This is a genomic window from Flavobacterium sp. NLM, from assembly GCF_002210235.1.
Classification (GTDB): Bacteria; Bacteroidota; Bacteroidia; order Flavobacteriales; family Flavobacteriaceae; genus Flavobacterium; species Flavobacterium panici.
This window is the reverse complement of the sequence record NZ_LIAC01000004.1, coordinates 284,444-310,882: the sequence shown is the minus strand read 5'-3', so window position 1 is coordinate 310,882 and position 26,439 is coordinate 284,444. Positions and strand designations below refer to the sequence as shown.

The window sequence follows — 26,439 nt, the reverse complement described above, 5'->3', positions numbered from 1 at the left end:
ATTCATTTAATTTACTATTGAGCAACTATTTGAGAATCAATAAATCCATTTTTCTTAACAAATACTAATTCAACCAGCCACAAAACTTTTAAGTCAAAAGGCCTGTTTAAATCTGTAATTTCAAATAATCTATATCCATTTTCATCCATGAAATTTATCAACTTCAAGAAACTATTATCAAATGATTTATTAACAACTCCAGCTTCTACCATAAATATTTCTGTTTTTCCAAAATAATCACTTGCTCCTTGCAAAACTTCAATATCTAATCCTTCGGCATCAATTTTAATAATATCAGGAGTAGGAAAATTCCCTTCGATAAGCAATTCATTTAGAGTTATAACAGGAATTTCTATTTGTTGTAATCCAGCTGTTTCTGCTTCTTCTTTTGTATATCTGAATGAACAACTATCGTCACGATCTACAATTGTAAAAAGAAAAGATCCTTTTTCTTTACCTGCACCAAAGGGATAAAATCGAATTTTAGAATTGCTATCTAAAATATCTTGAAATGATTCTTTTAACCAATTTTGAGGCTCTACAAGAGTATAATATGCATCTGGAAAATATTGCAAAGCATCACGTGTCCAAGTTCCATGATTTGCTCCAATATCAACAATATGTTTTGGTTGAAAATTGATCTTTTTTAAAGTATTATAAAAATTCGACAATAAAGAACTTTTATCATCAATATGAACAGATTCAATAGGTGATTGAGCGATTGAGCTTATCTTGGTTAAATTGTAACCAAATTTTTTAAATAATAATTTAATTTTCTTTTTAATTTTCATTTTACATTAATTATCTATTGACCATTCAAATCTTGGTTTTATAAATCCCGGTTCTCTTCCCATCCAAGCACCAATTGGTCTTTCTCCTTCCTGAATAATAAATGACATAATGTCCTTTTCAATAAATAAAGCACTTTTTCCATTTTCTATTATAAAAAGAGATAGGTAATAAGTACCTATATTTAAAAATCCTTCGGGAAAAACACATTTAATTTTATTTAAACCATTTCTTAATTTTAAATCATTATTTATATGTGAAAAAGTAAAAAGGGGTTCACCAGCATCATTATTTAACACTAAAGTTAAATGCAAGTTTTTTGAACTATCTTTTAAAGTAAGCATCGTATTTAGCTCTATTTTTTGATATTCATCTAATGGGTCCTCAGATGATTTGCCAAATGCATTTAAACTTATTTCGTGAAGTGTAAATTCTGGTTTATCGTATTCTGAAGAAAAGTTTCTCATGTTCATTGACTCTGAATCCTGACTTAGATAATAATTCACAGCTTGTTCTGTACTGCCAACCATTGCTACTTTTCCATTAATAAGCACCAAACCCTTTGTACACAAACTTTTAACTGCAGCCATATTATGACTCACAAACAAAACCGTTCGTCCCTCACCTCTAGAAATATCTTGCATTTTACCAATTGCTTTTTTCTGAAACTCTGCATCTCCAACTGCTAAAACTTCATCGATAACCAAAATTTCCGGTTCCAGAAAAGCAGCTACTGCAAATGCAAGACGAACAGTCATACCACTACTATATCTTTTAACAGGAGTATCAATATAACGCTCGCAGCCAGAGAATTCGATAATTTCATCCAGTTTAGATGCTATCTCTTTTTTTGTCATTCCCAGAATTGCACCGTTTAAAAAGATATTCTCACGACCGGTCATTTCTCCATGAAAGCCTGTACCAACCTCTAATAAAGAGGCGATTCTTCCTCGTGATTTAATACTTCCTGTAGAAGGTGCCGTCACTTTTGAAAGTATTTTTAATAAAGTAGATTTTCCTGCTCCATTTTTACCTATAATTCCTAAAACCTCACCTCGTTCAACCTCGAAATTAATATCATGCAATGCCCATACGTATTCTGAAGTTCCTTTTGTAGAACGATCATTAGTATCGCCTATTTTTAAGTATGGATTTTCTTTACCACGAATTTGGTGCCACCATTTATTTAAATCGTGATTTAATGTACCTGTTCCTACTTCTCCTAAACGATATTGCTTAGAAATATTTTCGGCTTTTAAAATAATATCTTTTTCCAATTATAATCTTTAATCGTTAATTACCTAAAATAAAATCTTATAGATTTTTAATCCTAAACTGTATCAATAAAACTTTTTTCTGTCTTGTTAAAAATTAAAAGGCCAAGAAAAAATATGATAATTGTAATGGTTACGGTATATCCTAATCCTATTACTGAAATTTCTCCAACGTTTAATAACATGTAACGTGACGATTCAATGATATACGCAAGTGGATTATATTCTACGATCCATCCGTAAGAAGGTAATTTTGCTTTAATAAGTTCCATTGGATACATTACTGCAGATAAATACATAAGTAATTGTATTCCAAACGCTACCAAATAACTAAAATCGCGATATTTAGTTACCATAGAAGAAATCAACATTCCTAATCCAAGCCCTAAAATTCCCATAATAGCAATCAATAAAGGGAAAAGCAATAATGAACTGTTTAAGCTTAAATCCGATCCCTTAAAATAGTAAAAAATATAAAAGGCAATAAAAATTACAAGTTGAATTCCTAACTTAATTAAATTTGAAATTACAACAGAAAGAGGCGTGATTATTCTTGGAAAATAAACTTTTCCAAATATACCTGCGTTGGCTTTAAATGTATCCGAAGTTCCATTTAAACAAGCTGTAAAATAATTCCAAACAGTAATACCTGCCAAATTAAACAAGAATGGAGGAACAGAACCTGTATTAATACCAGCAACATTATTAAATATTATGGTAAATGTTATTGAAGTAAATAGTGGTTGAATTAAATACCAGAGTGGCCCTAATACAGTTTGTTTATATACAGTAATTACATCTCGTTTAACAAAAAGAAATAATAAATCTCTGTATTGCCATACTTCTTTAAAGTTTAGTGAAAAGAATTTGTTTTTTGGTGTTATTTCGAACAACCAGTCATTAGAATTATTATTCATTTTATATTCTATATAAGAGTTCTCAAACCCTTGATTTAACAAGATTTTTAGCCTTTTATTATTTAATTAAAAAGGAAAAAGGCGTTTTAAAAAAACACCTTTTTAATATATCTATTGAATTTTATCAGAATTATTTATCAAGAACTTCAAAAGCAGAATTCATACTTTTAAATTCAGGAACAATTTTTTTCATTTTTGCAACTATATCTTCATTATCATAAAAATCAGCAATACCAATTAGTTCATCAATATCAGTATGTAGATTTTCATATTCGTCCTGTATTTCCTGCGCTATCATAATTTTATTATGATATGTTGGTAACGTTTTAGAAGTATCATTTAATAATTCTTCATATAATTTCTCACCTGGTCGCAATCCAACAATTTTTATTTTAATTTCCTTATCAGGAATAAATCCAGCAAGTTTAATCATTTTTTTAGCTAAATCGATAATTCTTACTGGTTTACCCATATCGAAAATATAAATTTCACCTCCATTACCCATTGCTCCGGCTTCTAAAACCAGCTGGCAAGCTTCTGGAATGGTCATAAAATATCGAATAATATCTTGATGCGTTATTGTTACCGGGCCTCCTTCAGCAATTTGTTTAGTAAATAGAGGAACAACGGAACCGTTAGAACCTAAAACATTCCCAAAACGTGTAGTAATAAACTTTGTAACTCCAGGTATATTCTCTTTTTGGTTCTTCAAATACAAAGACTGAACGTATTTTTCTGCAATTCGTTTGCTGGCCCCCATAACATTACTCGGATTCACAGCTTTATCAGTAGAAACCATTACAAATTTTTTGACATGATATTTACATGCTAGGTCTGCTAAATTTTTGGTTCCTTTTATATTAGTCAAAATAGCTTGCGATGGGTTTTCTTCCATTAAAGGAACATGCTTATATGCAGCAGCATGAAAAACTACATGCGGATTATAATTTTTAAATACCTTCTCTAATGCTTTTTTACTTTTAACATCTGTAATAACTGCTACAATTTTTGCAGTTGTATCCATGCTTAGTGTTTCTAAACATAAATTGTGTAACGGAGTTTCAGCATGATCTAAAATAATAACTGTTTTTGGATTAAATCCAAGAACCTGTCTTACTATTTCACTACCAATAGACCCGGCAGCTCCCGTAATTAGGATTGTTTTATCTTTCAATTGTTTAGAAATCGACTTACTGTCTAAAACTATAGGTTTTCTTTCTAATAAATCTTCAATTTGAATATTTTTTACTTTTTGAGAAATCTCTTTTTGGTTTTCCCAATCGGAAATTAGAGGGACTGTATAAACTCTATAATTGAATTCAAGACATTGATCAACAATGATCAATTGTTCATCTTTTGATAAACTTTTATCTGCGATAATAACTCCTTCGGCTGCTACAGATCGCATTAAAGCCGGAAGTTTTTTTCTTAAAATCAAAATTGGTAAATCCAGCATCCTCTTAGATGCATTTTGATTATTTTTATCTACAAAACCAACAATTTTAAATCGCGATGGAGTTTCAAATTTTAACGCATTTGCTACTGAAATTGCATTTGCATCAGTTCCATAAATTACAGTTCTTATCAGTTTTGAATTTGTTTTTTCTGAAAAATATAATTCGAAAGTCTGTTTTACCACTACACGATACAAAAACAAACCGCAAAAAGACAGAACTAAATTTATAAATAATGCCGTATTTAAAAAAGCTTTTTGTCCTGTGTATAATTCATATACTAAGTTAATAAACAAAAAGAATACTAAAACTGACATCTGAGAAAACAGAAGCTTTATAGCATCAATATATGACGAATGCCTTATGATACCAGAATAAGTTCTAAAAAGCCAAAAGAAAAAAATATTTACTATTATTAAACTTGAGACAAAATAGAAATCATGAGAAATGATAATATATCCTAATGCTGTACCTTCAAACAGCATGTAAGTAAATGTAAATGAAAAAAGAAGCACCATTACATCTATAGCAACAATAATCCATCTCGGCAAATAACTGAGATTGTTAATGTTTGCTCTTAAATTCCTTGGTGAGAAAGAATTATACAATAAGGATGCTATTTTTGTTGGTTTATCTGTATCCAATTTGGTTTAGTTTAATTCTGCAAACTTTGTATGGCTTACAAAAATACAAATTAAAGATTTAAAATTTTACTTATTAATTAAAATTAAACTTTAGAACCTTTTTTCTTTTGTTTTAAAAATTCTATTAAATATGATCCATAACCCGATTTTACTAATGGCAGAGCTAAATTCTCTAATTGCTTATCGTTAATAAATCCTTGTCTCCATGCTATTTCTTCAATACAACCCACTTTTAGACCTTGTCTTTCTTCAAGAACCTGAACAAATTGACCAGCTTGCATCAAACTATTAAAAGTTCCTGTATCAAGCCAGGCTGTACCGCGGCTTAATATTCCTACTTTCAGAGAATTTCTTTCCAAAAACACTTTATTTACATCGGTAATTTCATATTCACCACGAGAACTTGGTTTTATATTTTTTGCAATTTCTACTACAGAGTTATCGTAAAAATATAAACCTGGAACTGCGAAGTTTGATTTTGGATTTTCTGGTTTTTCTTCAATGCTAATGACATTAAATTTTTCATCAAATTCAACAACTCCATAACGTTCTGGATCTGAAACGTGATAAGCAAAAACAACTCCTCCGTTTGGTTGCGTATTAGATTTAAGTAATTGCTGCATATTAGATCCAAAAAATATATTATCTCCTAAAATCAAAGCAACATCATCATTTCCAATAAATTCTTCACCAATAACAAAAGCCTGAGCTAAACCATTTGGAATTGCTTGTTCAGCGTAATCAAATTTACAACCTAAACTTGTTCCATCTCCCAGTAATTTTTTAAAATTTGGCAAATCATGAGGAGTTGAGATAATTAATATTTCATTAATCCCACACATCATTAAAGTTGATAATGGGTAATAAATCATTGGTTTATCATATACAGGCATCATCTGCTTACTCATAGCAAGAGTTAAAGGATGTAAACGTGTGCCAGAACCCCCAGCTAAAATAATTCCTTTCATAATCTTTATTAAAAATTTTAGATTATTGTTAATCTTAAAATTAAGATGTAAATACCTTTTTTAAACTCTCTAAATAATTTGAAATATCCAAATTATAAATCGTTTTTATTTTTTCTTTACTTAGTAATGAAAATTTTGGACGTTTTGCAGGTGTTGGATATTCCAATGTTGAAATACCTCTAACATTGGTTTTGTAATTCCCTAATTCTTTTATTGCCAACGCAAATTCATACCAACTTATTTCTCCTTCATTTGAAAAATTATAAATTCCAGGTATCCATTTTGAAGATTCTATAATATGAATCATAGCAATAGCCAAATCTGCAGCATATGTTGGAGAGCCTATCTGGTCATTTACTACATTAATTTCGTCTCTTTCTTGCATTAATCTCTTCATTGTTTTGACAAAATTATTTCCAAATTTGCTATAGACCCATGAAGTTCGAATTATAATAGAATTTGGATTTTCTCTCAAGCAAGCAATTTCACCAGCTAATTTACTTTTACCGTATACATTTACAGGATTTGTTTTTGAATCTTCATTTAAAGCTAGCGAAGAAGTACCATCAAAAACATAATCGGTCGAAATATGAATTAAATTAACGTTATTTTCTGCAGCATATTTAGCGATTATTTCAATTGCTAAATGGTTAACTGTAAAAGCAAGCTCTTTTTCGGTTTCTGCTTTATCAACCTCAGTATATGCACCACAGCTCAATATTATGTCTGGCTGTATTTGCCTTAATTGAAATTGAAGCAAATCTAAATTATTTAATGTAATTTGTGTTCTGTCAGCGAAAACCCAATCATAATTTTGATGATTTTTAGATAAAACTACGATTTCTGACCCCAACTGACCATTTGCTCCAGTCACTAATACTCTCTTCATTAAAATAAGCTGTTACAACTTTCAATAAAAGGAAGTTTCTGATCTTTCTCAGAAATAATGGCATCTTTTAAATCCATTCCCCAATCAATATTTAAAGAGGAGTCATTAAATTTAATTCCACCCTCAGATTCTTTATCATAGAACTGATCACATTTATACATAACAGAAGCTGTTTCACTAATAACTGAAAAACCATGTGCAAAGCCTTTTGGAATTAACAATTGTTTTTTATTTTCAGCTGACAGTAAAATACTAAAAACTTTACCGTAACTTGTAGAATCTTTTCTTAAGTCAACAGCAACATCTATAATTTCTCCTTCTAGAACACGAACTAATTTTGTTTGTGCAAAAGGAGGATTTTGGTAATGAAGTCCACGTAACGTACCATATTTTGAAAATGATTGATTATCTTGAACAAAATCAATATCAATCCCTAAATTTTTAAATTTTATTTTGTTGTAAGATTCAAAAAAATATCCTCTTTCATCTCCAAATATTACAGGTTCAATAATTACAAGATCTTCTAAGAATGTTTGTGTAATTTTCATATTACTTTTTAAAGCTCATTTAATTTTTAAAGAAATTATTGATTACTTCTTTAATTCTATTTCTATCCTCATCTGTAAGACCAGATCCTGAAGGCAAGCATAATCCTTTTTCAAACAACTGTTCTGCAATGGTTTCTCCATAATATGGAAATTTTGCAAAGATTGGCTGTAAATGCATTGGTTTCCATAAAGGTCTGCTTTCAATATTCTCTTTCTCAAATGCTAATCTTAAACTTTCTCTGTTTATATTATTTTGAGCTTCTGGCTCAATCAATATAGCATTCAACCAATAATTTGAAAAATAATCTTCGTTTAAAACTTCAAAAAGCACAACATTTTTTATCTTATTAAAAATCTCTTTATAAAAAAAATGATTATTCTTTCTTGCTTCAATATTTGAATTCAATATTTCAAATTGCCCCAATCCTATGGATGCGCAAATGTTACTCATCCTATAGTTATAACCTATGCTGCTATGTTGATAATGGATAGCGTTATCTTTAGATTGAGTAGCATAAAAAATGGTCTTTTCTTTTAAATCTTTTGAATTCGTGATTAATGCTCCACCACTCGATGTTGTAATAATTTTATTCCCATTGAATGACAAAATTCCAAAAGTACCAAATGTACCGCATTTTTTTCCTTTATAGGTACTTCCAAGTGATTCTGCACTATCTTCTATAATTGGTATTTCATAGCGATCGGCTATAGCATGAACTTCATCTACTTTATACGGCATGCCATATAAATGAACTGCAATTATCGCTTTCGGTTTTTTCCCTTTTTTTATTCTGTCTTTTATTGCAATCTCCAGATTATACGGACAGATATTCCATGTTTCAGGTTCACTATCTACAAAAATTGGTGTTGCGCCTTGGTATAAAATTGGATTTGCAGATGCTGAAAATGTTAATGTCTGGCAAATAACCTCATCTCCATTACTAACTCCTAATAAAATTAATGATAGATGAATGGCTGAAGTCCCAGAATTTAATGCTGCAACAAATGTTCCTTCTGAAAAATAATCTTGAAGCTGATCTTCAAAGCTGTCTACATTTGGACCGCCTGAGGTAATCCAATTTGTTTCTAATGCTTTTTGAACATATACTTTTTCTAAACCGCTTTGGTTTGAAAGTGACAAATGAATTCTTTTATCATTCATTTATCTTCCAGTAATCTGATGGATAACGAACATCATCTTCCTTAACATCTTTTAATGGTAATGTAGAAAATGATATTAACTTTGAATCAAGTTCCAAAGATTCAATTGCATTTGCATATCCAAATGGAATATGGACCACTTTACTATCTGCTTCAGAAACTATAATTGTTTCAATTATCAAATCTTTTGAAGGATTTTCCCAATTATCAATTTTTACAAAATGAATTTTAAAAGATCCGTTAATACAATAAAAGTTTTTGGCATCTAATTTATGCCCCTGCCATGCACGAATTGGATTTTCAACAGAATTGCTGATAATATAAAATCTTTCAATACCTTCAAAACTAAAATCATTAACATATGAAATAGTACCTCTATGGTCTGAAAATTTCCCGCCTTGAATTATTTTTGGATTCACATTTCTAATTTTAAACTCTTTTTATTTATCAAATAAAATTTTATTGAATAGACAAAAAGTAAAGGAATAATTATAATTGCAAACAGTACAATCTCATTAACTTTTTGATAAAAAGAAATAACCAAAGCCGAAACTCCAATTTGTACGATCGCGTAATAAAGTGAAACTAATCTATGCTGTATTTTATATTCGTTACTCAAAATTTGATAAAAATGTAAACGATGAGCTTCAAAAATATTCTGTTTCAAGTATAAACGGTGCAAAATTGTACAAACAGCATCAACACCGTAAACAGCCAAAAATAAAAGCCAGATAATTGAATCTGTATTTAATATTAATTTTAAAAGTAAATAAATTACCCAAAACGCAATTGCAATACTTCCAACGTCTCCGGCAAAACACTTCGCTTTTTTTCTATAATTAAAAAACAGAAAAACTAAACTTGCAACCATTCCGTACTTTATAAAACTACCATCTATAAAAAGCTGAATATTTGAATTAACATATAATAAGGCTCCAAGAATCGCCAAGGTATATAACCCCGTAATTCCATTAATGCCGTCCATAAAGTTGTAAGCATTTATTAGTCCAATTGCTAAAATATATGCAGCAACAATTGCAAATGCAGGAACGATCGTAAACAATCCTAAGTCATAAAAAATTAAACTAATTGCAAGAAACTGGACAGACATTCGGATTTTGTTAGACAAACTCTGAATATCGTCCCAAAAACTTACTAAACTAACCAAAGTAATTCCTGTGAAGAAAAAGTAATTAAGGTATTGGGCAAAATAAAGGAATGCCGAAAACCAAAAAATAATTCCTCCTCCTCTTAATGTTATTTCTGTATGCGAGCTTCTTTGATTTGGTTTATCAATAATATTATAACGGTCTGCAACTTTAAAATAAAGAAGCATAAAAATCATTAATATTAACCCAAGTATTGTGTATTGCATTATTTTCTAATCTTGTGATCTATTCCCAATTAGTATCTTTAATTTCCTCATACACTTTTTGAATTCCTTCTTCTAAAGTTATTTTAGCTTTCCAACCAAAACTGCTTAATTTAGAAACATCCATTAATTTACGAGGAGTTCCATCTGGTTTAGTTGTATCTGTTAGAATTTCTCCTTCAAATCCTACAACTTTTTTAACTAAAATTGCAAGGTCTAAGATTGATATATCGTCACCAATTCCAATATTTACTAATCCTGAATCATTATAATTTTCCATTAAAAACAGACATGCTTCCGCTAAATCATCTGCATGTAAAAACTCTCTTTTAGGACTTCCTGTTCCCCAAATCGTTACTGAAGGTTCCTGGTTACGTTTTGCTATTATAAATTTTCTCAACATTGCAGGCAATACGTGAGAATTTTTTAAATCATAATTATCATTCGGTCCGTACAAGTTTGTAGGCATTACCGAAATAAAATTACAACCAAATTGATCTCTGTAGGCATCACACATTTTAATACCTGCAATTTTAGCAATTGCATAAGGTTCGTTTGTTGGTTCTAACTCTCCTGTAAGCATATATTCTTCTTTCAGTGGTTGTGGAGCCATTTTTGGATAAATACATGAGGAACCAAGAAACATTAATTTCTTTACGTTATTCAAGTAAGATTGATGAATTACATTGTTCTGAATCATCAAATTTTCATAAATAAAATCACCTCTATAAGTATTATTTGCAATAATTCCACCAACTTTTGCAGCCGCTAAAAAAACATAATCAGGTTTTTCTTTAGCGAAAAAATCAGTTACAGCTTGTTGATTTCTTAAGTCTAATTCAGCAGAAGTTTTTAAAACAAAGTTTGTATATCCTTTAGCTTTTAATTGACGTAAAATAGCTGAACCTACCATTCCTCGATGCCCTGCTATATATATTTTCTCTTCTAAATTCATAATAGTATTTTCTAATTCAAGAATAAAATCATTGTGTTTTATCTCAATTAATATTTAACTGCTCTTACTTCGTCCAGCATCTTTTTTCTTCGAACATTTTGAATATCACATGCCATCATTTCTTTTACTAATCCGGCTAAATCATATTGCGGAACCCATCCTAATTGAGTTTTTGATTTTGTAGGATCTCCAATAAGCAAGTCAACTTCTGTTGGACGGAAGTATTGCGGATCAACAGCAATAACTTGTTTACCTACTTCAAGCTGAAATTCAGGATTACTACAAGAAGCCACATATCCTTTTTCATCTACTCCTTCTCCTCTAAATTCGATTTCGATTCCTACTTCTCCAAATGACATTTTAACAAAATCACGTACATAAGTAGTTTCTCCCATAGCAATTACATAATCTTCAGCAATATCTTGCTGTAAAATACGCCACATTGCTTCTACATAATCTTTTGCATGTCCCCAATCACGTTGCGCATCTAAATTACCTAAATAAATACAGTCTTGCTCACCTAATGCAATCGCAGCTGTAGCCATAGTTATTTTACGAGTTACAAAAGTTTCTCCTCGACGTGGTGATTCGTGATTAAACAAAATTCCATTACAAGCATACATATTATATGCTTCACGGTAGTTTTTAGTAATCCAAAAACCATATATTTTTGCTACTCCATAAGGTGAACGTGGATAAAATGGTGAGTGTTCATCATAAAATCCTTTTTCATTTTTATTATCGGCTAAACCGCCATACAATTCAGATGTCGATGCTTGGTAAATGCGGGTTTTCTTTTCTAAGCCTAAAATACGAACCGCCTCTAAGATTCTTAATGTTCCAATACCGTCAACATTCGCAACATATTCTGGTGAATCAAAGGAAACCTTTACATGGCTCATCGCTCCTAAATTATAGATTTCATCAGGTTGAACTTCTTGAATAATTCGAATAATGTTAGTAGAGTCTGTTAAATCTCCATAATGCAACTTAAAATTTACATGTGCTTCGTGTTGATCCTGGTAAATATGATCAATACGTTGTGTATTAAATGAAGAAGCTCTTCTTTTAACACCATGAACCATATAACCTTTCTCTAATAATAATTCTGCCAGGTATGAACCATCTTGTCCTGTGATACCTGTTATAAGTGCAATTTTCATTTTATCTTCTTTAATTAATATTTATTTTAGTTTATTATTTTTTCTGAAAGACTTAAAAGTCTTAATTAAACCTTCATTAGTAGTAACTGGTAAAGGTTTTCCTATTGCTTTTATAATTTTATTATTGCTAACAACATAATTCTCTGTCAGCTTTTGAAGTCTTTCTGAATTTAAAGGTAATTTAAAAATATCACCAATTCGAGAAATCCGACTAATGAGAGAAATTGGAATTTTCAAAATATTTGATCTTTTATCTAATGTTTGATTTAATATCAAAATCAATTCATTTGTAGAAAGCGCTAAATCATCAGCAACATTATAAATTCCTGAACTTATAGATTTATTATCTAATATTTCTCTAATAACAAAACAAAGATTTTCAACACTAAGAAAAGATCTTTGATTTTCAAACGAACCAAGCGGCCATGGTATACCTTTTGAAACCAAATTATACAAAAGATTTAAATTTCCTTTATTTCCAGGACCATGAATCATGCAGGGTCTGATAATATAAACTCTTTTTTCGTCTGGAAGTTTTTTACTTAAAATATATTCTTCAGCCTTATTTTTTGAAATCCCATAATGTGTTTTAGGATTGCAGGTATTATCTTCAGATAAAATTCCTTCAACTTTATCTGAAGATGCTTTCACACTGCTCATGAAAATAAAAACATTTGCTTTTGAAATTAGAAATGCATCAAACAACTGTTTTGTTAGTTCAAAATTTGCTTCATAATAATCAGATGGTTTTGAAACTTTCTTTAAATCATGAGCTTTACCTGCCAAATGAATAATTGCATCTGATGAAATTTCTATTTTTTGATCTGATATATAACGAATACTTAAAGTATTTATTTGATATAAATCTTTTAGATACTGTTGAAGATTAATCCCAACAAAACCTGAGGCTCCAGTGATTGTTATTTTCATTTTTTTAAGAACCCTATTATTTTCCAAAAAAAACGCATCCTTATTTTTGATGGTGAAAATTCAATTTCATTCATAGATAATGCTTTTTGAATTTCTTTCGTTATTAATTTATAAGAAGAAGATCCAGAACTACTAAGTCCACCCACCAGCATTGCAGTAGTTGTTATACCAGAAAATTGCCATGTTATATTATTCTTTAAAAAAAACCTGGTAATAAGTTCATAATCCGCGCCTATTTTAAATCCTAAATCGTAATCACCAAACTTTTCAAAAAGCTCTCTTTTAAAGAAAATAGACGGATGGGGCGGCATAAAGCCAATTTTTAATTTTTGCGGATTCCAAAATTTAGAAGAATACAACCTTAAAACTTTACCATTTTCTTTATGCTGAATAATATTACCAACAGACGCATCAACATTATTACTTTCATGAAATTTTGCAATCTCTTGAATAACTGTTGCAGAATAAAAAGTATCATCCGAATTTAAAATACCTATTAAATCTCCTGTTGCCAGTAACAATCCCTTATTCATTGCATCATAAAGTCCTTTATCTGGTTCTGAAATCCATTTGGTTATTTTGGTTTCATTATTTTTAATAATTTCTAAAGTGCTATCTTTAGAATTACCATCAACTATAATGTATTCAATATTTTTATAGGTCTGACTCGCTACAGATAGTATTGTTTTTTCTATCGTATCTGAACTATTATAGCAAACTGTTATTATAGAAATTTTCATAATTTATTTTCAAACATCCACTTTAAAGTTATTTTTACTCCATCCTTTCTTGAATATGGCAATAATGGCGCTACTTTATAAGTGTTTTTTAAATTTAAAATGTTATTGGTTGTCATATTATGAAGACGAAACGAACTCATTGGAAAATTAATCCTAAAAAAATTTAAAACATCACCAAATAATGCTGCCCCTTTAACTACAAAGTATGGCACTTTTTTTATTTTACTTCCTAGTTCATCTGCAACCTCATTTCCCCATTCTTCAATATTTGTTGCCGGATCATCACCTATAAAAAAAACTTTCTCTTCTTCATTTCTTGTTTCAGTAAAAAGAATATTTTCAATTTGATAAACAGCATTACCAACAAAACCATATGTTTTAGTACAACCTCTATTTCCAATGTGAAAATATCTTCCTGCAATTACCATTTCAAAAAAATTCTTGTATGGAGCTCCAAACCATGGACCCCATATTGAAGTTGGTCTTATTATTGCCCAATCACAAGATGGCTTATGATCCCAAACAATCTTTTCTGTTTGCACCTTACTTTCACCATAAATTGTTGTTGGAGTATAATCAAATTGGTCTTTAGGATAATATCCACCGTAGCATACCAACATTGAAGAGGTTACTATTATTTTTTTTAAATTCGATAACTCATTCGCAATTTTGAGTAGATTTTCTACTCCCAAAATATTTGCATTATAATCTTCAAGAGTTTTTCCGTCTAAATCAGTTCGTGCGGCTAAATGAACAATATAATCAGGTTCAAAATTTAGCACTAAGTTCCTAAAAATATTCAAATCATTAATATCCGCTTTTTCCCACGAATTCAATAGTTCTTCTTTTTGTGGTGGCTTTATATCAAGATTCAAAACTTTGTGTCCATCCTGAATAAATTTTTCTGTCAAATTCGTTCCAATGAATCCCGAACCACCTGTAACAAGTATTTTATATTTAGTAAACATTATTTTTTATTATTTATAAAAAAATTAAAACTCATTATTCAAACAATCTGAAAATAATGATTTTATTCTGCTATTGAATTTCTTTGGAGAAAATTCTAATTTAGCATGTTCAATGTTATGTTTTTGAACTTGCAAAAGCAAAGATGGATTATTAAGAAAATGTTTAATAGCACTATAAGCACTTTCTACATCATTTGGTTTTATTAGAATTCCTTCCTTTTCAGTGACAATATCAGACAGAAAATTATGATCTGTAGTAATAACGGCATTTCCTGTTCTCATTGCTTCAACATTAACCAATCCAAAAGATTCTGTTTTAAAAAAAGTTGGAAAAAGTAAAATATCACTATCCAGAAACAGTTTTATTTTATCTTGCCCTTTAACAACTCCATGGTAAACAAATCGTTTTGGATAATTTTGTTCAAGTTTATTAAACTTTTCTTCAAATAATTCCTTTACATCTGAAGCAGACATTAAATAATCAGAAAGAGGTTCTCCAGCAATATGAAATGTAACGTTTTTGTATTCTTCTGCAATTTTAGCAAATGTATCTAAGGCTATAAAAATACCTTTGCTTTTCATTAAAAATGAAATGTAAAAAATTTGTATTTCCTCTTTTCTGTTCTTTAAATTGAAATCAATATCTTCTAAAACTGAATCATAACAATTAGGAATTACAATTTTTTTCATCTTTGATAAAGAGGATGGCATAAGTTCTTTCTGGCGTTCAGTTACAAAAATTGTTATGTCTATTTGATTATAAGCCCAATGAATAATTTTCGAAAAAAAATCACCTGTAAAAAGATCCATAACCTCATTACCATGTAAATGATTTATAACTTTTATTCCTCGTAGTTTACATAAAAAAAGCAAAATCAAATCTTTTATAGCCCCTTTTTTACTTCTGGTACAAGTAAAGTATACTAAATCAATTTTATGAAAAATTAAAAACCAAAAGGTTTTTGATATAGTTATTAATGTACCAAAGTATTTACTTTTTACATTTGTATTAATTAGAAATTTAGGCTTAATTAAATTATAAACGATATCAGATATTAATGCTTGACCACCTATTGGGGGTGGGATAGGACAAAAAAATAAAATGTTTTTTTTCATTAGTCTTTTAAAAATTTTCGCAATTATTTTTCAATAGAAGGTTAGTTTACAAAATCAAACTTCTGTTTCTCTTTTCTTTATTTTATATTTTAATTTATAAAATTTTAGAAAAAGAGAATTAGGAATTGATTTTTTAACTAGTCCTATAAATGATAAATAGGAAACACTTTTAAAATAGTAATAATAATTACTAACAGAAGGAATTAATACCTTTTTTATTTCCAATCTTTCCTTAAAGACTTTTATTCGATTCATATCTGATAAACCTCCATTTGAAACAGTGGCAATAATTTCCGGCACCTTATAAAATTTTGCTCCTTCTAAATAGCTTTTTAATAAAAAATTATAATCTGCACAAATTCTATATTTTAAATCGTAATTATTTTTTCTGTGTAAATCTCCTTTAATAAAACATGCTTGGTGACTAAAAACCATCTCTTTTTTTATACTTCCAACATCACCAGCTTTTCGAATAAAACCAAAATTTGCATCTTCTGATTTAACGCTAAAATCACCATAAATAATATCCGCATTTCCACTTTTTTCAATGTAACCTGAAATCACATTCAATATATTATTATTGTGAAAAAAATCTCCAGAATTAAGGAAAAGAAGGTAATCTCCAGAGCTTTTTTGAATTCCTTTATTCATTCCATCATATATTCCTCGGTCTTTTTCCGAAATAAAAGCATCTATAGCATCGGTGTAGTTTTTAATTCTCTCTACAGTCGAGTCTGTCGAACCTCCATCAACAATTATATATTCTATATTATCATAAGACTGATTAAGTACACTTTCAATGGTTTTTGAAATATATTGTTCGTCGTTATAAACTACGGTAATTATCGATATTTTGGGTAACATTTTTAAAATTTAATGAAGTTAAGGTTAAAAGACATACTGTTAAATAGGTCAATATTCCCCCAATATAATCAGGTCTTTGTAATATTAAGACTAAATATATTAGGCAGCTTTTTTGAGGAATTGTTAAACCTCCTCTTTTTTTAAAACAAACATAGATGTAATAAAACACATGTAAGGAAAATATTAATCCTCCAATTATTCCATGTATTCCAAATATTCCAAGAAAATTTGCTGACATAAAAGTCCCATAAAACTTACTATCTTCGTTTGAAGCATATGAGATCCCTTGGCCAATTACTGGAGAATCAATAATTGCTTCTTTGGCATTTGATATTAAATTTGATCTATTATCTGCTTGAAAATTGTTCGATGCAGAATCTGGATTAATTATACTTTCTAATCTTCCTATTGATGACCCATATATAACTCCTTGATATTCGCTATCCAATTGTGAGTATAGATAAACAGAAATAAAAGAAATGAAGACAAAAGAAATCAAAATTTTTACCAAACTTTTTTTACTTAAATATAATAATCCGTAAAGAGTAAGAATTAAATAAAATGCTACTGAGAATGTAAAAAGCCCCACTATCATTAATGTACTTTGAATCTTTGTATTTTTTATCGTTAAATCATTTAGCAGTATTCCAATTATTATATAAAAAGCAAGTGTTCCGGGCTCATCAAAATAGCCTGCAGGACGAATAAATTTACCAAAACCGTAATCTATATTTGTATTTGTAAATGAGATAATAAAATTAAAACCATCTCTTCCATCAGGATTTTGAAAAACTGAATAATAAGGCAAATTGATTGTTAAACAAAGTATGAAACATATGGCAGATAGTACTCCCATAACCAGTGTCAACTTAATTAGCAGTTTTGATAAAATTTCTATATTCAAAAATAGCGATATATACATATAAATTATGAATGGCACTAAAATTTGAAACAAGAGATTTATATAAGCCAAATCTCTATGAATAAATAAATATATAAATGATGTGAAAATTTGAAATAAAAAGATAAAAGACATAGTAGTATTTACTTTAATATCTCTGATTTTAAGCAAAAGGCCTACCATCAAAAGAGTAGTAAGCATAGCCATTATCATTTTTGCAGGCAAATTATAAGCTTGAGCAATCGAAAAAGGAAATGCCATAAAAATAATAATCCATATTATTGCATAACCAATTTTATTATTCTTTAAAACCATTATTGCTTAATTTTATTTGCCATCATATCTTCATACAGTTTTATATATTTATCTGTTACGTATGAGCTGCTAAAACAATTTACAATTTTACTTCTGGAATTTATTGATAAAGCAGAATAGTTATTTTCATCTAAAACCCAGTTAATCCCATCAGCTAATTCCTTATTATCAAATGGCTTTGCCAAATAACCTGTTACAGTATGTTCAATTATATCTAACAATCCAGTATGTCCAAAAGCAACAACTGGAGTACCACATGACATTGCTTCAATTGCCACTTGAGGCAATGTTTCTTGTAAACTTGGCAATACAACCACATCAACCGAATTGTATAATGAAACCAAACTAATATCATCATTAAGATGACCAAGATAATGCGTCTTAAATTTTAAAAAGTCTTTATCTTTAGGCTCACTACTACCAAAAATCACTAACTCAACATTGTCATTATCTAATAAGTCCAGTGCATTTTTTAACTGTTGATAACCTTTATTAATATCGCTTGTTGCTGCTATCGCTCCAAATAAAACCAATTTTTTATCTTGTGGGAATCTCCATAAATTTCTTGATAGGGTTTTATCAAAAGGGTGAAACAAGTCAGTATCTATGGGATTTGGTATATTTATAATTTTATGATTTCTAAAAAGAGTACTTTTCCTGGCACAATTAGTAATCCATTCACTTAAACCATTAATGACCATATTTGGCATTTTTTTATAAGTCTTCTCTTTTCTTTTAAAAACATCTCTACTTAAATCATTCTCTTTAGTGCTTCCAAGTCTAGGACAGGTTCCACAATTTTCAGTGTATTTTTCACAATCCCACATAATATGACATCCACCGGTAAAGGCCCAATTGTCATGCAATGTCCAAATAATAGGAGCCTTAATTCGTGCTAAATCTTCCACTTTAAACATACCATTACAAATCCAGTGAAGATGAACAATGTCAGGATTAGCTGAATTAATTCGATCAACAACATTGTTAAATCCTAACCAAGAAGGGCTAAAAAGTATTTTTGTTTTGTTTTTATAAAATCTTAATGGAAGTTGATCTAATATATGTTTAACTTTTGCAAGTAATTCTTGAAAAAGACTATTGGGAAAAGACTGAACAGTATAATCATCACCTAACTTACGCTGCACAATCATATTACTGTCAATTCCTTTTGATAATAACGATTTGTGCAACCTATAAGCTGCTCTAGCAGCTCCACCAACATTATCATATGAATTAACTATTATTATTTTCATTATTATAAACTCAGTTAAAATTTAATATTATAAAACAATGTTTTAATTTAGATATTAATCTTATTTCTTATTGAATCATGAATTTATTTACAATTTATGCAAATATCAAATCTTATATGAAAAAGAACCATTTTTAAAACTTGAATTAAAAGGCAATAGCCTTAAGGAATTGAAATAAAAATTGGAAATATCCATATTAGATTTATGGAATTGTAAATCAATGATTTTTTTAATTCATTAAAATCTTTTTTAATTCTGAAGCAGTTTTTAAATGCTGGAGACCAAAAAAATCTTTAACAAACTCTAAACCTTCAGTTGTTGGATTTTCATGAGATAAAATAGACATCAATTTTTCTTGTATCTGATAATAACTAATCATATGGTTTTCGATTTTTAAAAAACCAACCCTATTAATATGTTCTTCATTACCCTGTTCTCCAACAAATTCACTCTTTTGATTGATGAGTTTGATTTTTTTATTCAAACAGAGACAATAGGCGATATACGTACCCAACTCATTTGAAATTACAAAATCTGACAATTCAATAATAGATCTAAGTCTATTTAGAAAAAATCGATCATTTATATGTCCTGCAGTGGTCACCTTATAGCCTTTACTAATGTAACTTTCTGCTCTGCCTATCTGAATATCTTTCCAATACAGGCAAACTAACACTGTATCGAAATTATTTTCTGTTTTATATTTTTCTATATTTTCAATAAATGTATCTGTATCAAAACTGCTTAGAACACCATCTATGGAATGAAAAGGAAAAACTAGTAATGTTTTGCCAATTTCATTTTTAATATTAACCGTTTCTTCTAAAGATAATAAAGAATCCGCGTAATGAATATAGGGACCAATTTTAGCAATATTTAGTTCATTCGAGTATTTCTTTTTTATTTCTTCTTCTCTAAAATCACTAAAAGTCATGATTGTATCATTCTTAATGTAATGATTAGAAACAAATGTCGAAAATATAAAACCATGCTCGTTAGAAATTGTACTTTTTAAATTTGTAAGCCCTGTGTACTTAGAAATAACATGATCAAAACCATAGAATTGTATTTCATTTGGATAAAAAAAAGGCGCAATATTTTTAGCTAATTTGCCATATTCAAAAAGCCCAAGCATTCGTCTAGAATTACATTCTGCACTCATTTCTTGGATTCCTTTGTAATTTTTCAATTTCAATAATATGTAAAGATATTTACGCGTCAGAGAATGCTGTAAAAAGTATTTTATAATTTTTTCTTTCATATCTTTTTTGCGTATTTTTTTAAATAAAAAACAGCTAAAAAACCTAACATTATGAAGCTTATAAATAATTTAAGTTTATAATTAACTTCAACTAAAAAAAGTGCTAAAGCAAAACAGAGTATCGTTGCAAAAAACCAGATTATCGGCTTAAAATCAATAACTGCACTTTCTTTATAATCTTTCAAAAAAAACACTCCATATCCCATGATAAGATAACTAAAAAACAGCACATAAGCTGGAGTGGTAAATCCTAAAAAAGGTATTAATAAAAAATTTGAAATAACACATACTAGTCCTGCTCCTAATGTTACTTTCCAAAGATTTCGTGTTTTTTCATTATAAAATAAAAAACTTCCCGAACCAAAGTACATTGGTCTGTAAGAATGCCCCATTATAAATACAACGGCTAAAAAATACGTTGTTTGTAAATGATCATTTTTAACTACGATTTGAAAAATTTCTTTCATCCACATGCAACCCAAAGTTACAGCAATTAAAAAACCTCCTTGAATGGCCCAAATCAAATTTCGGATAGGCAAATATTGCTTTTTGCTCATCATTTGAAATAATATAGGACCTACTGCTGTATTTATGGCTCCAACAAATAAAGCTGTTAAATTTCCAAATGTTGCTGCAAAACCATAAAATCCAATTTGAACTGTGGCTACTGTATAATATTTTAATATTAAACTATCAACGGACCCTAGTAAAAAAGAACCATAATAGTGGGGAATCATAGGCAAGGAAACCTTTAATCCCTTCGTAATTACTAATGTCTTAAAATGGTAAATTGGTTTAATATGCAGTTTATAGTGTAAGGGATACCAATAAGATGCATTTAGTAGCAGTGTTGAAACACAAGTGGAAAAAAACCACCCCATGTAATGTAAATTCAATATTACGATTGTGACATAATTTAAAATAATTGTAATAAATGATACAATCACAGTTCGAATGACTACCTGTTTTGGCTGCTGATTGAGTTGATAATACAATTGACCAATATCAGCAGTTGGTCCAAATAAAACAATTGGTGCAACATTAAATACGATTATCAAGAATACATTTTCCTGAGCTTCTATAGGAACGATACAGTAAATTATACCTGCCAGTAAAACAGCATATATTACCATCCATAAATTTAAAAAGCCGTAAAACTGACCCCATCTTTTTTTATAATGATAATTGTGTTTAAAAAAAACATTGGTTAAAGGAAGATTTAAGCCTAGCATTGCCAGTACTCCAATTAATCCCATACTTGAATTTAGTAATGACTGAACACCATAATCTACTGGATTTAAAACTGCCGTAAAAATTGGCAGCATCAATAAATTAATAACTTTGGGTATAAATGGAGCTAAACCATATATTAAACTGTGCGAGATTATTTTTTTAAACATAAAAACTGCATTTCACTTTGATCGTGAAATATTATTGTAAAATAAATTTAAAACGTAAGTGTAGTTAAATCTATTCGTGAAAGATAAATTGATGTACCTGATTTATTTTCATGGCCTGAATAATAGCTGATCCATAAAATATCATTTTTGAGTACCATTCCAGGGTATGAACAGTCTCTTCCGCTTTTTAAAGTATAAAGTTTTTTGTATTCATTAGTCTTTAAATTATAATATCCTAAAATGACTTTATGATTCTCCCTTCCACTTACTAGTAAACCGTCTTTATAAAACACGAAGTCAGGTCCTCCAAAACTATAAATTGGAACTTCTCCAAACCATTCAAATGTAGTTCCTAAATTTGTTGACTTTCCAACAATTGCTGATCCGTCATCCCGTCTTAAAAGAACATAGAATACACCTTTACTATCAACTTTTAAAGTTGCCTCTGTAGGCATCCCTTTAATATTCTGGTCAAAAAACATATTCTGAAAATTAAGTCCGTTTGAACTTGTATAAAAGTCAAAAAAACTATCTTTCCCATAAGCAAAAGAATATGCTTTACCCTGATACCAAGTAATTTTCCACGGCCATGCCTGATTACCTTCGATTTTACTTGTGTAACCTTTTCTTTTATCTAAAAGAACATTTTCCAGATCATTCCACCCCTTTCCTTTAATATAATCTGATTTAAAATCTTTAAACATAACTAAATTAGTGCCTTCATATCGAGATCCATGTACATAAGCCATTAATTTATCTCCATTAATTGCAAACATAGCATCTCGTAAATCTAAATTATCTTCTTTAAACTCTTTAATTACACTCCAGTTAATACCATCAGAACTATTAAGTATTTTAACAATGCCATCAAGTCCTAATGCATGTTTATCGGATTCTCTATATGAAAGAAACCATTGATTATCAAAAAAAACCAAATTAGTAAAAGCATTATTCAACCCTTCACTACTAGTAATTTTTTGAGTATTAATTTTAACCGAATCATCTTCATCTTGAGCAGTGCAGGAAAGACACAATACAAAAGCGAACAAAAAATTTAGTAATTTTAATTTCATATAATTATTGTTATTTAATAATATAATCCCATTTTAAAGCATCACCTTTTTCTAGATTTTGATTGATTTTTTTACCTAAAACATCGTTAAAATATTTAGGATGCATGCCAAATCCCGGCCTGATTGATCTAACATTTTCTTCTGTAATTACATCACCTGCTTTAATATCCTCAACTACATATAATGATCTGGAAAAATCTTTACCCTGCGATTGCTTTTCTGTCAATGTGTAATCTACTACTCCTATAGCACTTTCTGCTTCACGAATTGCTTTTACCATTTCTGTAAACTCAATTTCGTTCATTGAAAAAGATGCATCTGGTCCTCCGATTGATCTGTCTAAAATAAAATGTTTTTCTATGATTTTAGCACCTAATACTGTTGCTACAATTGGCACCGTTGCTCCCATTGTATGGTCAGAAAGCCCTGCAATGACATCGTATCTGTCAGCTAAATCTTTAACCATTGCCATATTTGCTTCTTCTATTGGTGCAGGATAACTAGTTGTACATTTTAATAAAGAAATATTATCATTCCCTACATCCCTACAAGCCTTCAATGCCAATTCAATATCTTCTTGTGTAGCAATTCCTGTTGAAATAATAATTGGTTTACCTTTAGATGCTGCATATTCTATTAATGGAATATCCGTAATTTCAAGAGACGCAATTTTATAAGCGGGTACGTTTAAACTTTCCAATAAATCAACAGCAGTTTTATCAAATGGAGAAGAAAAATAGGTTAATCCTTCTTCCTTAGCTACACGAAAAAGTTCTTCATGCCATTCCCAAGGAGTATAAGCTTCTTGGTACAACTTGTGTAAATTTTGACCTTCCCATATTGTCCCTTTTATTAGAAAATCCTCTTTATTGCTATCAATAGTTATTGTATCTGCCGTGTAGGTTTGCAATTTAATACAATTGGCTCCTGCTCTTTTTGCTGCACGAATTGTTTCAATTGCAGTTTCAATACTACCATTATGATTTGCAGATAATTCTGCAATAATAAAACATGGATGCCCTTCTCCTATAAAAGTATTATCTATACAAATTTTTTTCATCTTTTTATTGAATATACTCACTAAATCCTTTATACAATTTTTTTCCAATTGAATTATCTTCGTAATTAGAAATTTCTAAATTTAATTTATCCTCTATTGACCACTCTAAATCTTTAAAACCAAGTAAATGTCTAAACCTAACTGTACTTGAGAAGCGAGGATTAATTTCAAAAACAATTGGTCCTTTTGAAGTCAGTCTTAATTGTACATTAATACTGCCTACCAAATTAATTTTTTCGGCTAAGGATTTTAACAAATCCCTGATCTGATTATTTTCAATTACCTCTCCATATCCAGTAAAACCGCCCATCAATTCTCTTTTGAGTATAATTGAGCGTATTATTCCTGTTTTACTTCTAAAAAGGCCACAAGTATATTCACCGTTATCCCCGTCCAAAAATTCTTGTATAATAAAATCCGGATTATTTTTTTTAACCGAAATAAAAGTGTCGTAGTCTTTGACTATATACACGCTTGAACTACCTGACCCTGTTCTTGACTTTAAGATTACAGGATACTCTACTGGCTCAGCATTTGTAATTGAATTTGTAACTGGAAAAGGAAGATTATTATTTTTTAAAAAAATTGCAGTTTCCAATTTATCAAAACCTATCTCAAGAGCATTTGGAGAAGCTAAAATTAATTCTGCACTTCCAATTTTATTTATTTTTTCTCTAGAAAAAAACCTTAATTCTGGCTCAGAAATAGGTATAACTAAATCTATGCTCTTCTCATTTACAAAGCTTTCCAGATTTTTAATATATTTATTATCAGTACATTTTAGCCCTAAAAAAAAATTAGAATAAATAAATTTTGCTGCATTTTTATCTGAAATATCGCAACCATATAAATTATTTATTAAAGTATATTCGTTAAGAATTTTGCCTACACTTTGTCCTATATCTCCTCCACAACCTGTAACGAGAATATTTAATTTTTCTTTCATAATGTAAATTAGTGCAACTTTTTTTTATCTAGTTTTTATTTTAAAACATTCAAAACTACAACCAAATTTTTTAATCTTCTTTATCGTTCTAAAATTTTTGAAGAGTAACCTATTTTTGATTCTATTGATTGAATATCCTGAATTAATTTTGCGGGACTATAAGAAGTAACTCTTATTTTATAGTCTTTATTATCTGTATTTATTAATGCCCAATATGCCTTTCCTCCTTTTTCTCGTGATTGTCCAACAGATCCGCAATTTATCAAAATGCTATCCGTGCATTTATATGAAAATGAGTAATGCGAATGTCCTATTAGTACAAAATCATGTTGGTTAGAATTACACTTTTCTAATTGAGCAATTGGGGCATCGGGATAAATATATTCATCAATATTTGAAGGACTACCATGATTTAACTGAAAAGAAACACCATCTATAATAAGTGATTTTTGTTCTGGAAGTGAGAACAACCAATCTAGTTTATCTTGAGGAATTTTTTTTAATGCATATTCATGTCCTCTACCGTATTTTTCAACTAATATTTCAGGGCTGATTTTCTTTTCATAAAGATCTTGGAGGATCACTTCATGATTACCTTTGATAATTTCATAATCCCATTCTGAAAGCAAATTCAAAATTTTTTCAGGATAATAATAATACCCTACAATATCACCTAAAACTAAAATTTTATCAACTCCAATATTTCTTGCTTCGTTTAAAACTTCCTGCAAAGCGTAGTGATTACCATGGATATCTGAAATAACGGCTATTTTCATGAATAAAAATTAATTTCAGTAAGCATTTTATTAGCTGCATCTTCAGCTTTTACGAGTTTATTCTCTGACTTTAATGAATTAAAATATTTTTGCTCAGGAAAATGCGTTTTCCTTATATCTTCTTGCATCTTGGTATCTAAAACTCCTGGATCAATACTAAAAATTTCTAGGTTATCGTTATTTAGGTTTTCTTCTTCTAAAACCTTAAAAAACATTTTTAAATAAGCCTTTGCAGAACAATATAATGACCAATATGGTATTGAATTGTTTCCAGCTCCAGAAGTAATGTTTACTAATACAATTTTATTATCTAAAAAATTATATAAAAGTTGATTTATTAGATTTACCGGATAATTAATATTGGTATTAATTGACAATCCAATTTCTGAAACACTAAAATTACTTATTTTATTGATCGGTAAAATTATACCAGCGTTATTAAAAAAATAAATAATAGAATTTTGTCTAATCTCTTTTTTTAATGCATCAATAATTCCCATTGAGAATGGTTCGGACAAATCTGTTTTGATTAATAATAATTTATCTGAATTTATCCCTTTATGATCATCATGTAATGATCTAGATAAAGAAATAATCTTAGTCTCTTCGTCAATTAATGTTAAATCAACTAAAGCTTTACCAAGTCCTCTACTTGTTCCTGTTATTATTATAAGTTTTTTCAATTTTAAACTATTTCACTAT

Annotated in this window: 26 protein-coding genes; all 26 read right to left on the bottom strand. The window is 29.3% G+C overall.

The genetic code is table 11. The features are described 5' to 3' along the window. Nucleotides 1–14 precede the first annotated feature (14 nt). The 26 genes from APR43_RS06835 to APR43_RS06710 all read right to left on the bottom strand — a co-directional run bounded on the left by APR43_RS06835 (nt 15) and on the right by APR43_RS06710 (nt 26,420). The gene (locus APR43_RS06835; RefSeq protein ID WP_053470882.1) at nt 15–791 is read right to left on the bottom strand and encodes an FkbM family methyltransferase; all 777 of its coding nucleotides are present in this window, start codon (nt 789–791) and stop codon (nt 15–17) included. 6 nt (nt 792–797) lie between these two features. Then, nucleotides 798–2,066: an ABC transporter ATP-binding protein gene (locus APR43_RS06830; RefSeq protein ID WP_053470881.1), complete on the bottom strand. Its 1,269-nt coding sequence runs from the start codon at nt 2,064–2,066 to the stop codon at nt 798–800. 53 nt (nt 2,067–2,119) lie between these two features. Further along, nucleotides 2,120–2,980 (bottom strand): ABC transporter permease, encoded by an 861-nt coding sequence (locus tag APR43_RS06825; protein WP_053470880.1) that lies wholly within the window; start codon nt 2,978–2,980, stop codon nt 2,120–2,122. Between the two features lie 130 nt (nt 2,981–3,110). After that, nucleotides 3,111–5,078: a polysaccharide biosynthesis protein gene (locus APR43_RS06820; protein ID WP_053470879.1), complete on the bottom strand. Its 1,968-nt coding sequence runs from the start codon at nt 5,076–5,078 to the stop codon at nt 3,111–3,113. 83 nt (nt 5,079–5,161) lie between these two features. After that, nucleotides 5,162–6,046, bottom strand: a complete 885-nt coding sequence (rfbA, locus tag APR43_RS06815; RefSeq protein WP_053470878.1) for a glucose-1-phosphate thymidylyltransferase RfbA — start codon at nt 6,044–6,046, stop codon at nt 5,162–5,164. Between the two features lie 40 nt (nt 6,047–6,086). Next, nucleotides 6,087–6,935: a dTDP-4-dehydrorhamnose reductase gene (rfbD, locus tag APR43_RS06810; protein WP_053470877.1), complete on the bottom strand. Its 849-nt coding sequence runs from the start codon at nt 6,933–6,935 to the stop codon at nt 6,087–6,089. Continuing rightward, nucleotides 6,935–7,483, bottom strand: a complete 549-nt coding sequence (gene rfbC / locus APR43_RS06805) for a dTDP-4-dehydrorhamnose 3,5-epimerase (protein ID WP_053470876.1) — start codon at nt 7,481–7,483, stop codon at nt 6,935–6,937. The genes rfbD and rfbC overlap by 1 nt, the downstream gene beginning before the upstream one ends. A gap of 19 nt (nt 7,484–7,502) precedes the next feature. Continuing rightward, on the bottom strand, nt 7,503–8,645 hold the full coding sequence (locus APR43_RS06800) for a DegT/DnrJ/EryC1/StrS family aminotransferase (RefSeq protein ID WP_053470875.1): 1,143 nt from the start codon (nt 8,643–8,645) through the stop codon (nt 7,503–7,505). After that, a complete protein-coding gene (locus APR43_RS06795) occupies nt 8,638–9,063 on the bottom strand; it encodes a WxcM-like domain-containing protein (RefSeq protein WP_053470874.1) in 426 nt (141 codons plus the stop codon). Before APR43_RS06795 ends, APR43_RS06800 begins: the two co-directional genes overlap by 8 nt. Continuing rightward, nucleotides 9,060–10,019 carry an MraY family glycosyltransferase gene (locus tag APR43_RS06790; RefSeq protein WP_053470873.1) on the bottom strand — a complete coding sequence of 320 codons (960 nt, stop codon included), beginning with the start codon at nt 10,017–10,019 and terminating at the stop codon, nt 9,060–9,062. Before APR43_RS06790 ends, APR43_RS06795 begins: the two co-directional genes overlap by 4 nt. 19 nt (nt 10,020–10,038) lie before the next feature. Beyond that, on the bottom strand, nt 10,039–10,971 hold the full coding sequence (locus tag APR43_RS06785) for a GDP-L-fucose synthase family protein (RefSeq protein ID WP_053470872.1): 933 nt from the start codon (nt 10,969–10,971) through the stop codon (nt 10,039–10,041). A 47-nt stretch (nt 10,972–11,018) separates the two neighbouring features. Further along, nucleotides 11,019–12,134, bottom strand: coding sequence for a GDP-mannose 4,6-dehydratase (gmd, locus tag APR43_RS06780; RefSeq protein ID WP_053470871.1), 1,116 nt, complete (start codon nt 12,132–12,134; stop codon nt 11,019–11,021). Nucleotides 12,135–12,155: 21 nt separating this feature from the next. Further along, nucleotides 12,156–13,064 (bottom strand): NAD-dependent epimerase/dehydratase family protein, encoded by a 909-nt coding sequence (locus APR43_RS06775; protein ID WP_053470870.1) that lies wholly within the window; start codon nt 13,062–13,064, stop codon nt 12,156–12,158. Then, on the bottom strand, nt 13,061–13,804 hold the full coding sequence (locus APR43_RS06770; protein WP_053470869.1) for a glycosyltransferase family 2 protein: 744 nt from the start codon (nt 13,802–13,804) through the stop codon (nt 13,061–13,063). The genes APR43_RS06775 and APR43_RS06770 overlap by 4 nt, the downstream gene beginning before the upstream one ends. Then, nucleotides 13,801–14,772 (bottom strand): NAD-dependent epimerase/dehydratase family protein, encoded by a 972-nt coding sequence (locus APR43_RS06765; RefSeq protein ID WP_053470868.1) that lies wholly within the window; start codon nt 14,770–14,772, stop codon nt 13,801–13,803. Before APR43_RS06765 ends, APR43_RS06770 begins: the two co-directional genes overlap by 4 nt. Nucleotides 14,773–14,796: 24 nt before the next feature. Beyond that, nucleotides 14,797–15,462: a glycosyltransferase family 4 protein gene (locus APR43_RS24785; RefSeq protein WP_371079490.1), complete on the bottom strand. Its 666-nt coding sequence runs from the start codon at nt 15,460–15,462 to the stop codon at nt 14,797–14,799. Between the two features lie 480 nt (nt 15,463–15,942). Beyond that, nucleotides 15,943–16,752, bottom strand: a complete 810-nt coding sequence (locus APR43_RS06755) for a glycosyltransferase family 2 protein (RefSeq protein WP_053470866.1) — start codon at nt 16,750–16,752, stop codon at nt 15,943–15,945. Further along, nucleotides 16,715–17,968: a hypothetical protein gene (locus APR43_RS06750; protein ID WP_053470865.1), complete on the bottom strand. Its 1,254-nt coding sequence runs from the start codon at nt 17,966–17,968 to the stop codon at nt 16,715–16,717. Before APR43_RS06750 ends, APR43_RS06755 begins: the two co-directional genes overlap by 38 nt. Beyond that, nucleotides 17,968–19,221: a glycosyltransferase family 4 protein gene (locus tag APR43_RS06745; protein WP_053470864.1), complete on the bottom strand. Its 1,254-nt coding sequence runs from the start codon at nt 19,219–19,221 to the stop codon at nt 17,968–17,970. Before APR43_RS06745 ends, APR43_RS06750 begins: the two co-directional genes overlap by 1 nt. 229 nt (nt 19,222–19,450) lie before the next feature. Next, on the bottom strand, nt 19,451–20,482 hold the full coding sequence (locus tag APR43_RS06740) for a hypothetical protein (RefSeq protein ID WP_053470863.1): 1,032 nt from the start codon (nt 20,480–20,482) through the stop codon (nt 19,451–19,453). Next, nucleotides 20,479–21,882 (bottom strand): lipopolysaccharide biosynthesis protein, encoded by a 1,404-nt coding sequence (locus APR43_RS06735; protein ID WP_053470862.1) that lies wholly within the window; start codon nt 21,880–21,882, stop codon nt 20,479–20,481. The genes APR43_RS06740 and APR43_RS06735 overlap by 4 nt, the downstream gene beginning before the upstream one ends. Nucleotides 21,883–21,929: 47 nt before the next feature. Further along, the gene (locus APR43_RS06730) at nt 21,930–22,955 is read right to left on the bottom strand and encodes a hypothetical protein (protein WP_053470861.1); all 1,026 of its coding nucleotides are present in this window, start codon (nt 22,953–22,955) and stop codon (nt 21,930–21,932) included. A 10-nt stretch (nt 22,956–22,965) separates the two neighbouring features. Further along, the gene (gene pseI, locus APR43_RS06725) at nt 22,966–24,015 is read right to left on the bottom strand and encodes a pseudaminic acid synthase (RefSeq protein WP_053470860.1); all 1,050 of its coding nucleotides are present in this window, start codon (nt 24,013–24,015) and stop codon (nt 22,966–22,968) included. A gap of 4 nt (nt 24,016–24,019) precedes the next feature. Further along, complete coding sequence (locus APR43_RS06720) at nt 24,020–24,961, bottom strand: ATP-grasp domain-containing protein (protein WP_053470859.1); 942 nt, start codon at nt 24,959–24,961, stop codon at nt 24,020–24,022. An 80-nt stretch (nt 24,962–25,041) separates the two neighbouring features. Further along, a complete protein-coding gene (locus tag APR43_RS06715) occupies nt 25,042–25,737 on the bottom strand; it encodes a metallophosphoesterase family protein (protein WP_053470858.1) in 696 nt (231 codons plus the stop codon). Further along, nucleotides 25,734–26,420 (bottom strand): SDR family NAD(P)-dependent oxidoreductase, encoded by a 687-nt coding sequence (locus APR43_RS06710; RefSeq protein ID WP_053470857.1) that lies wholly within the window; start codon nt 26,418–26,420, stop codon nt 25,734–25,736. Before APR43_RS06710 ends, APR43_RS06715 begins: the two co-directional genes overlap by 4 nt. Nucleotides 26,421–26,439 lie beyond the last annotated feature (19 nt).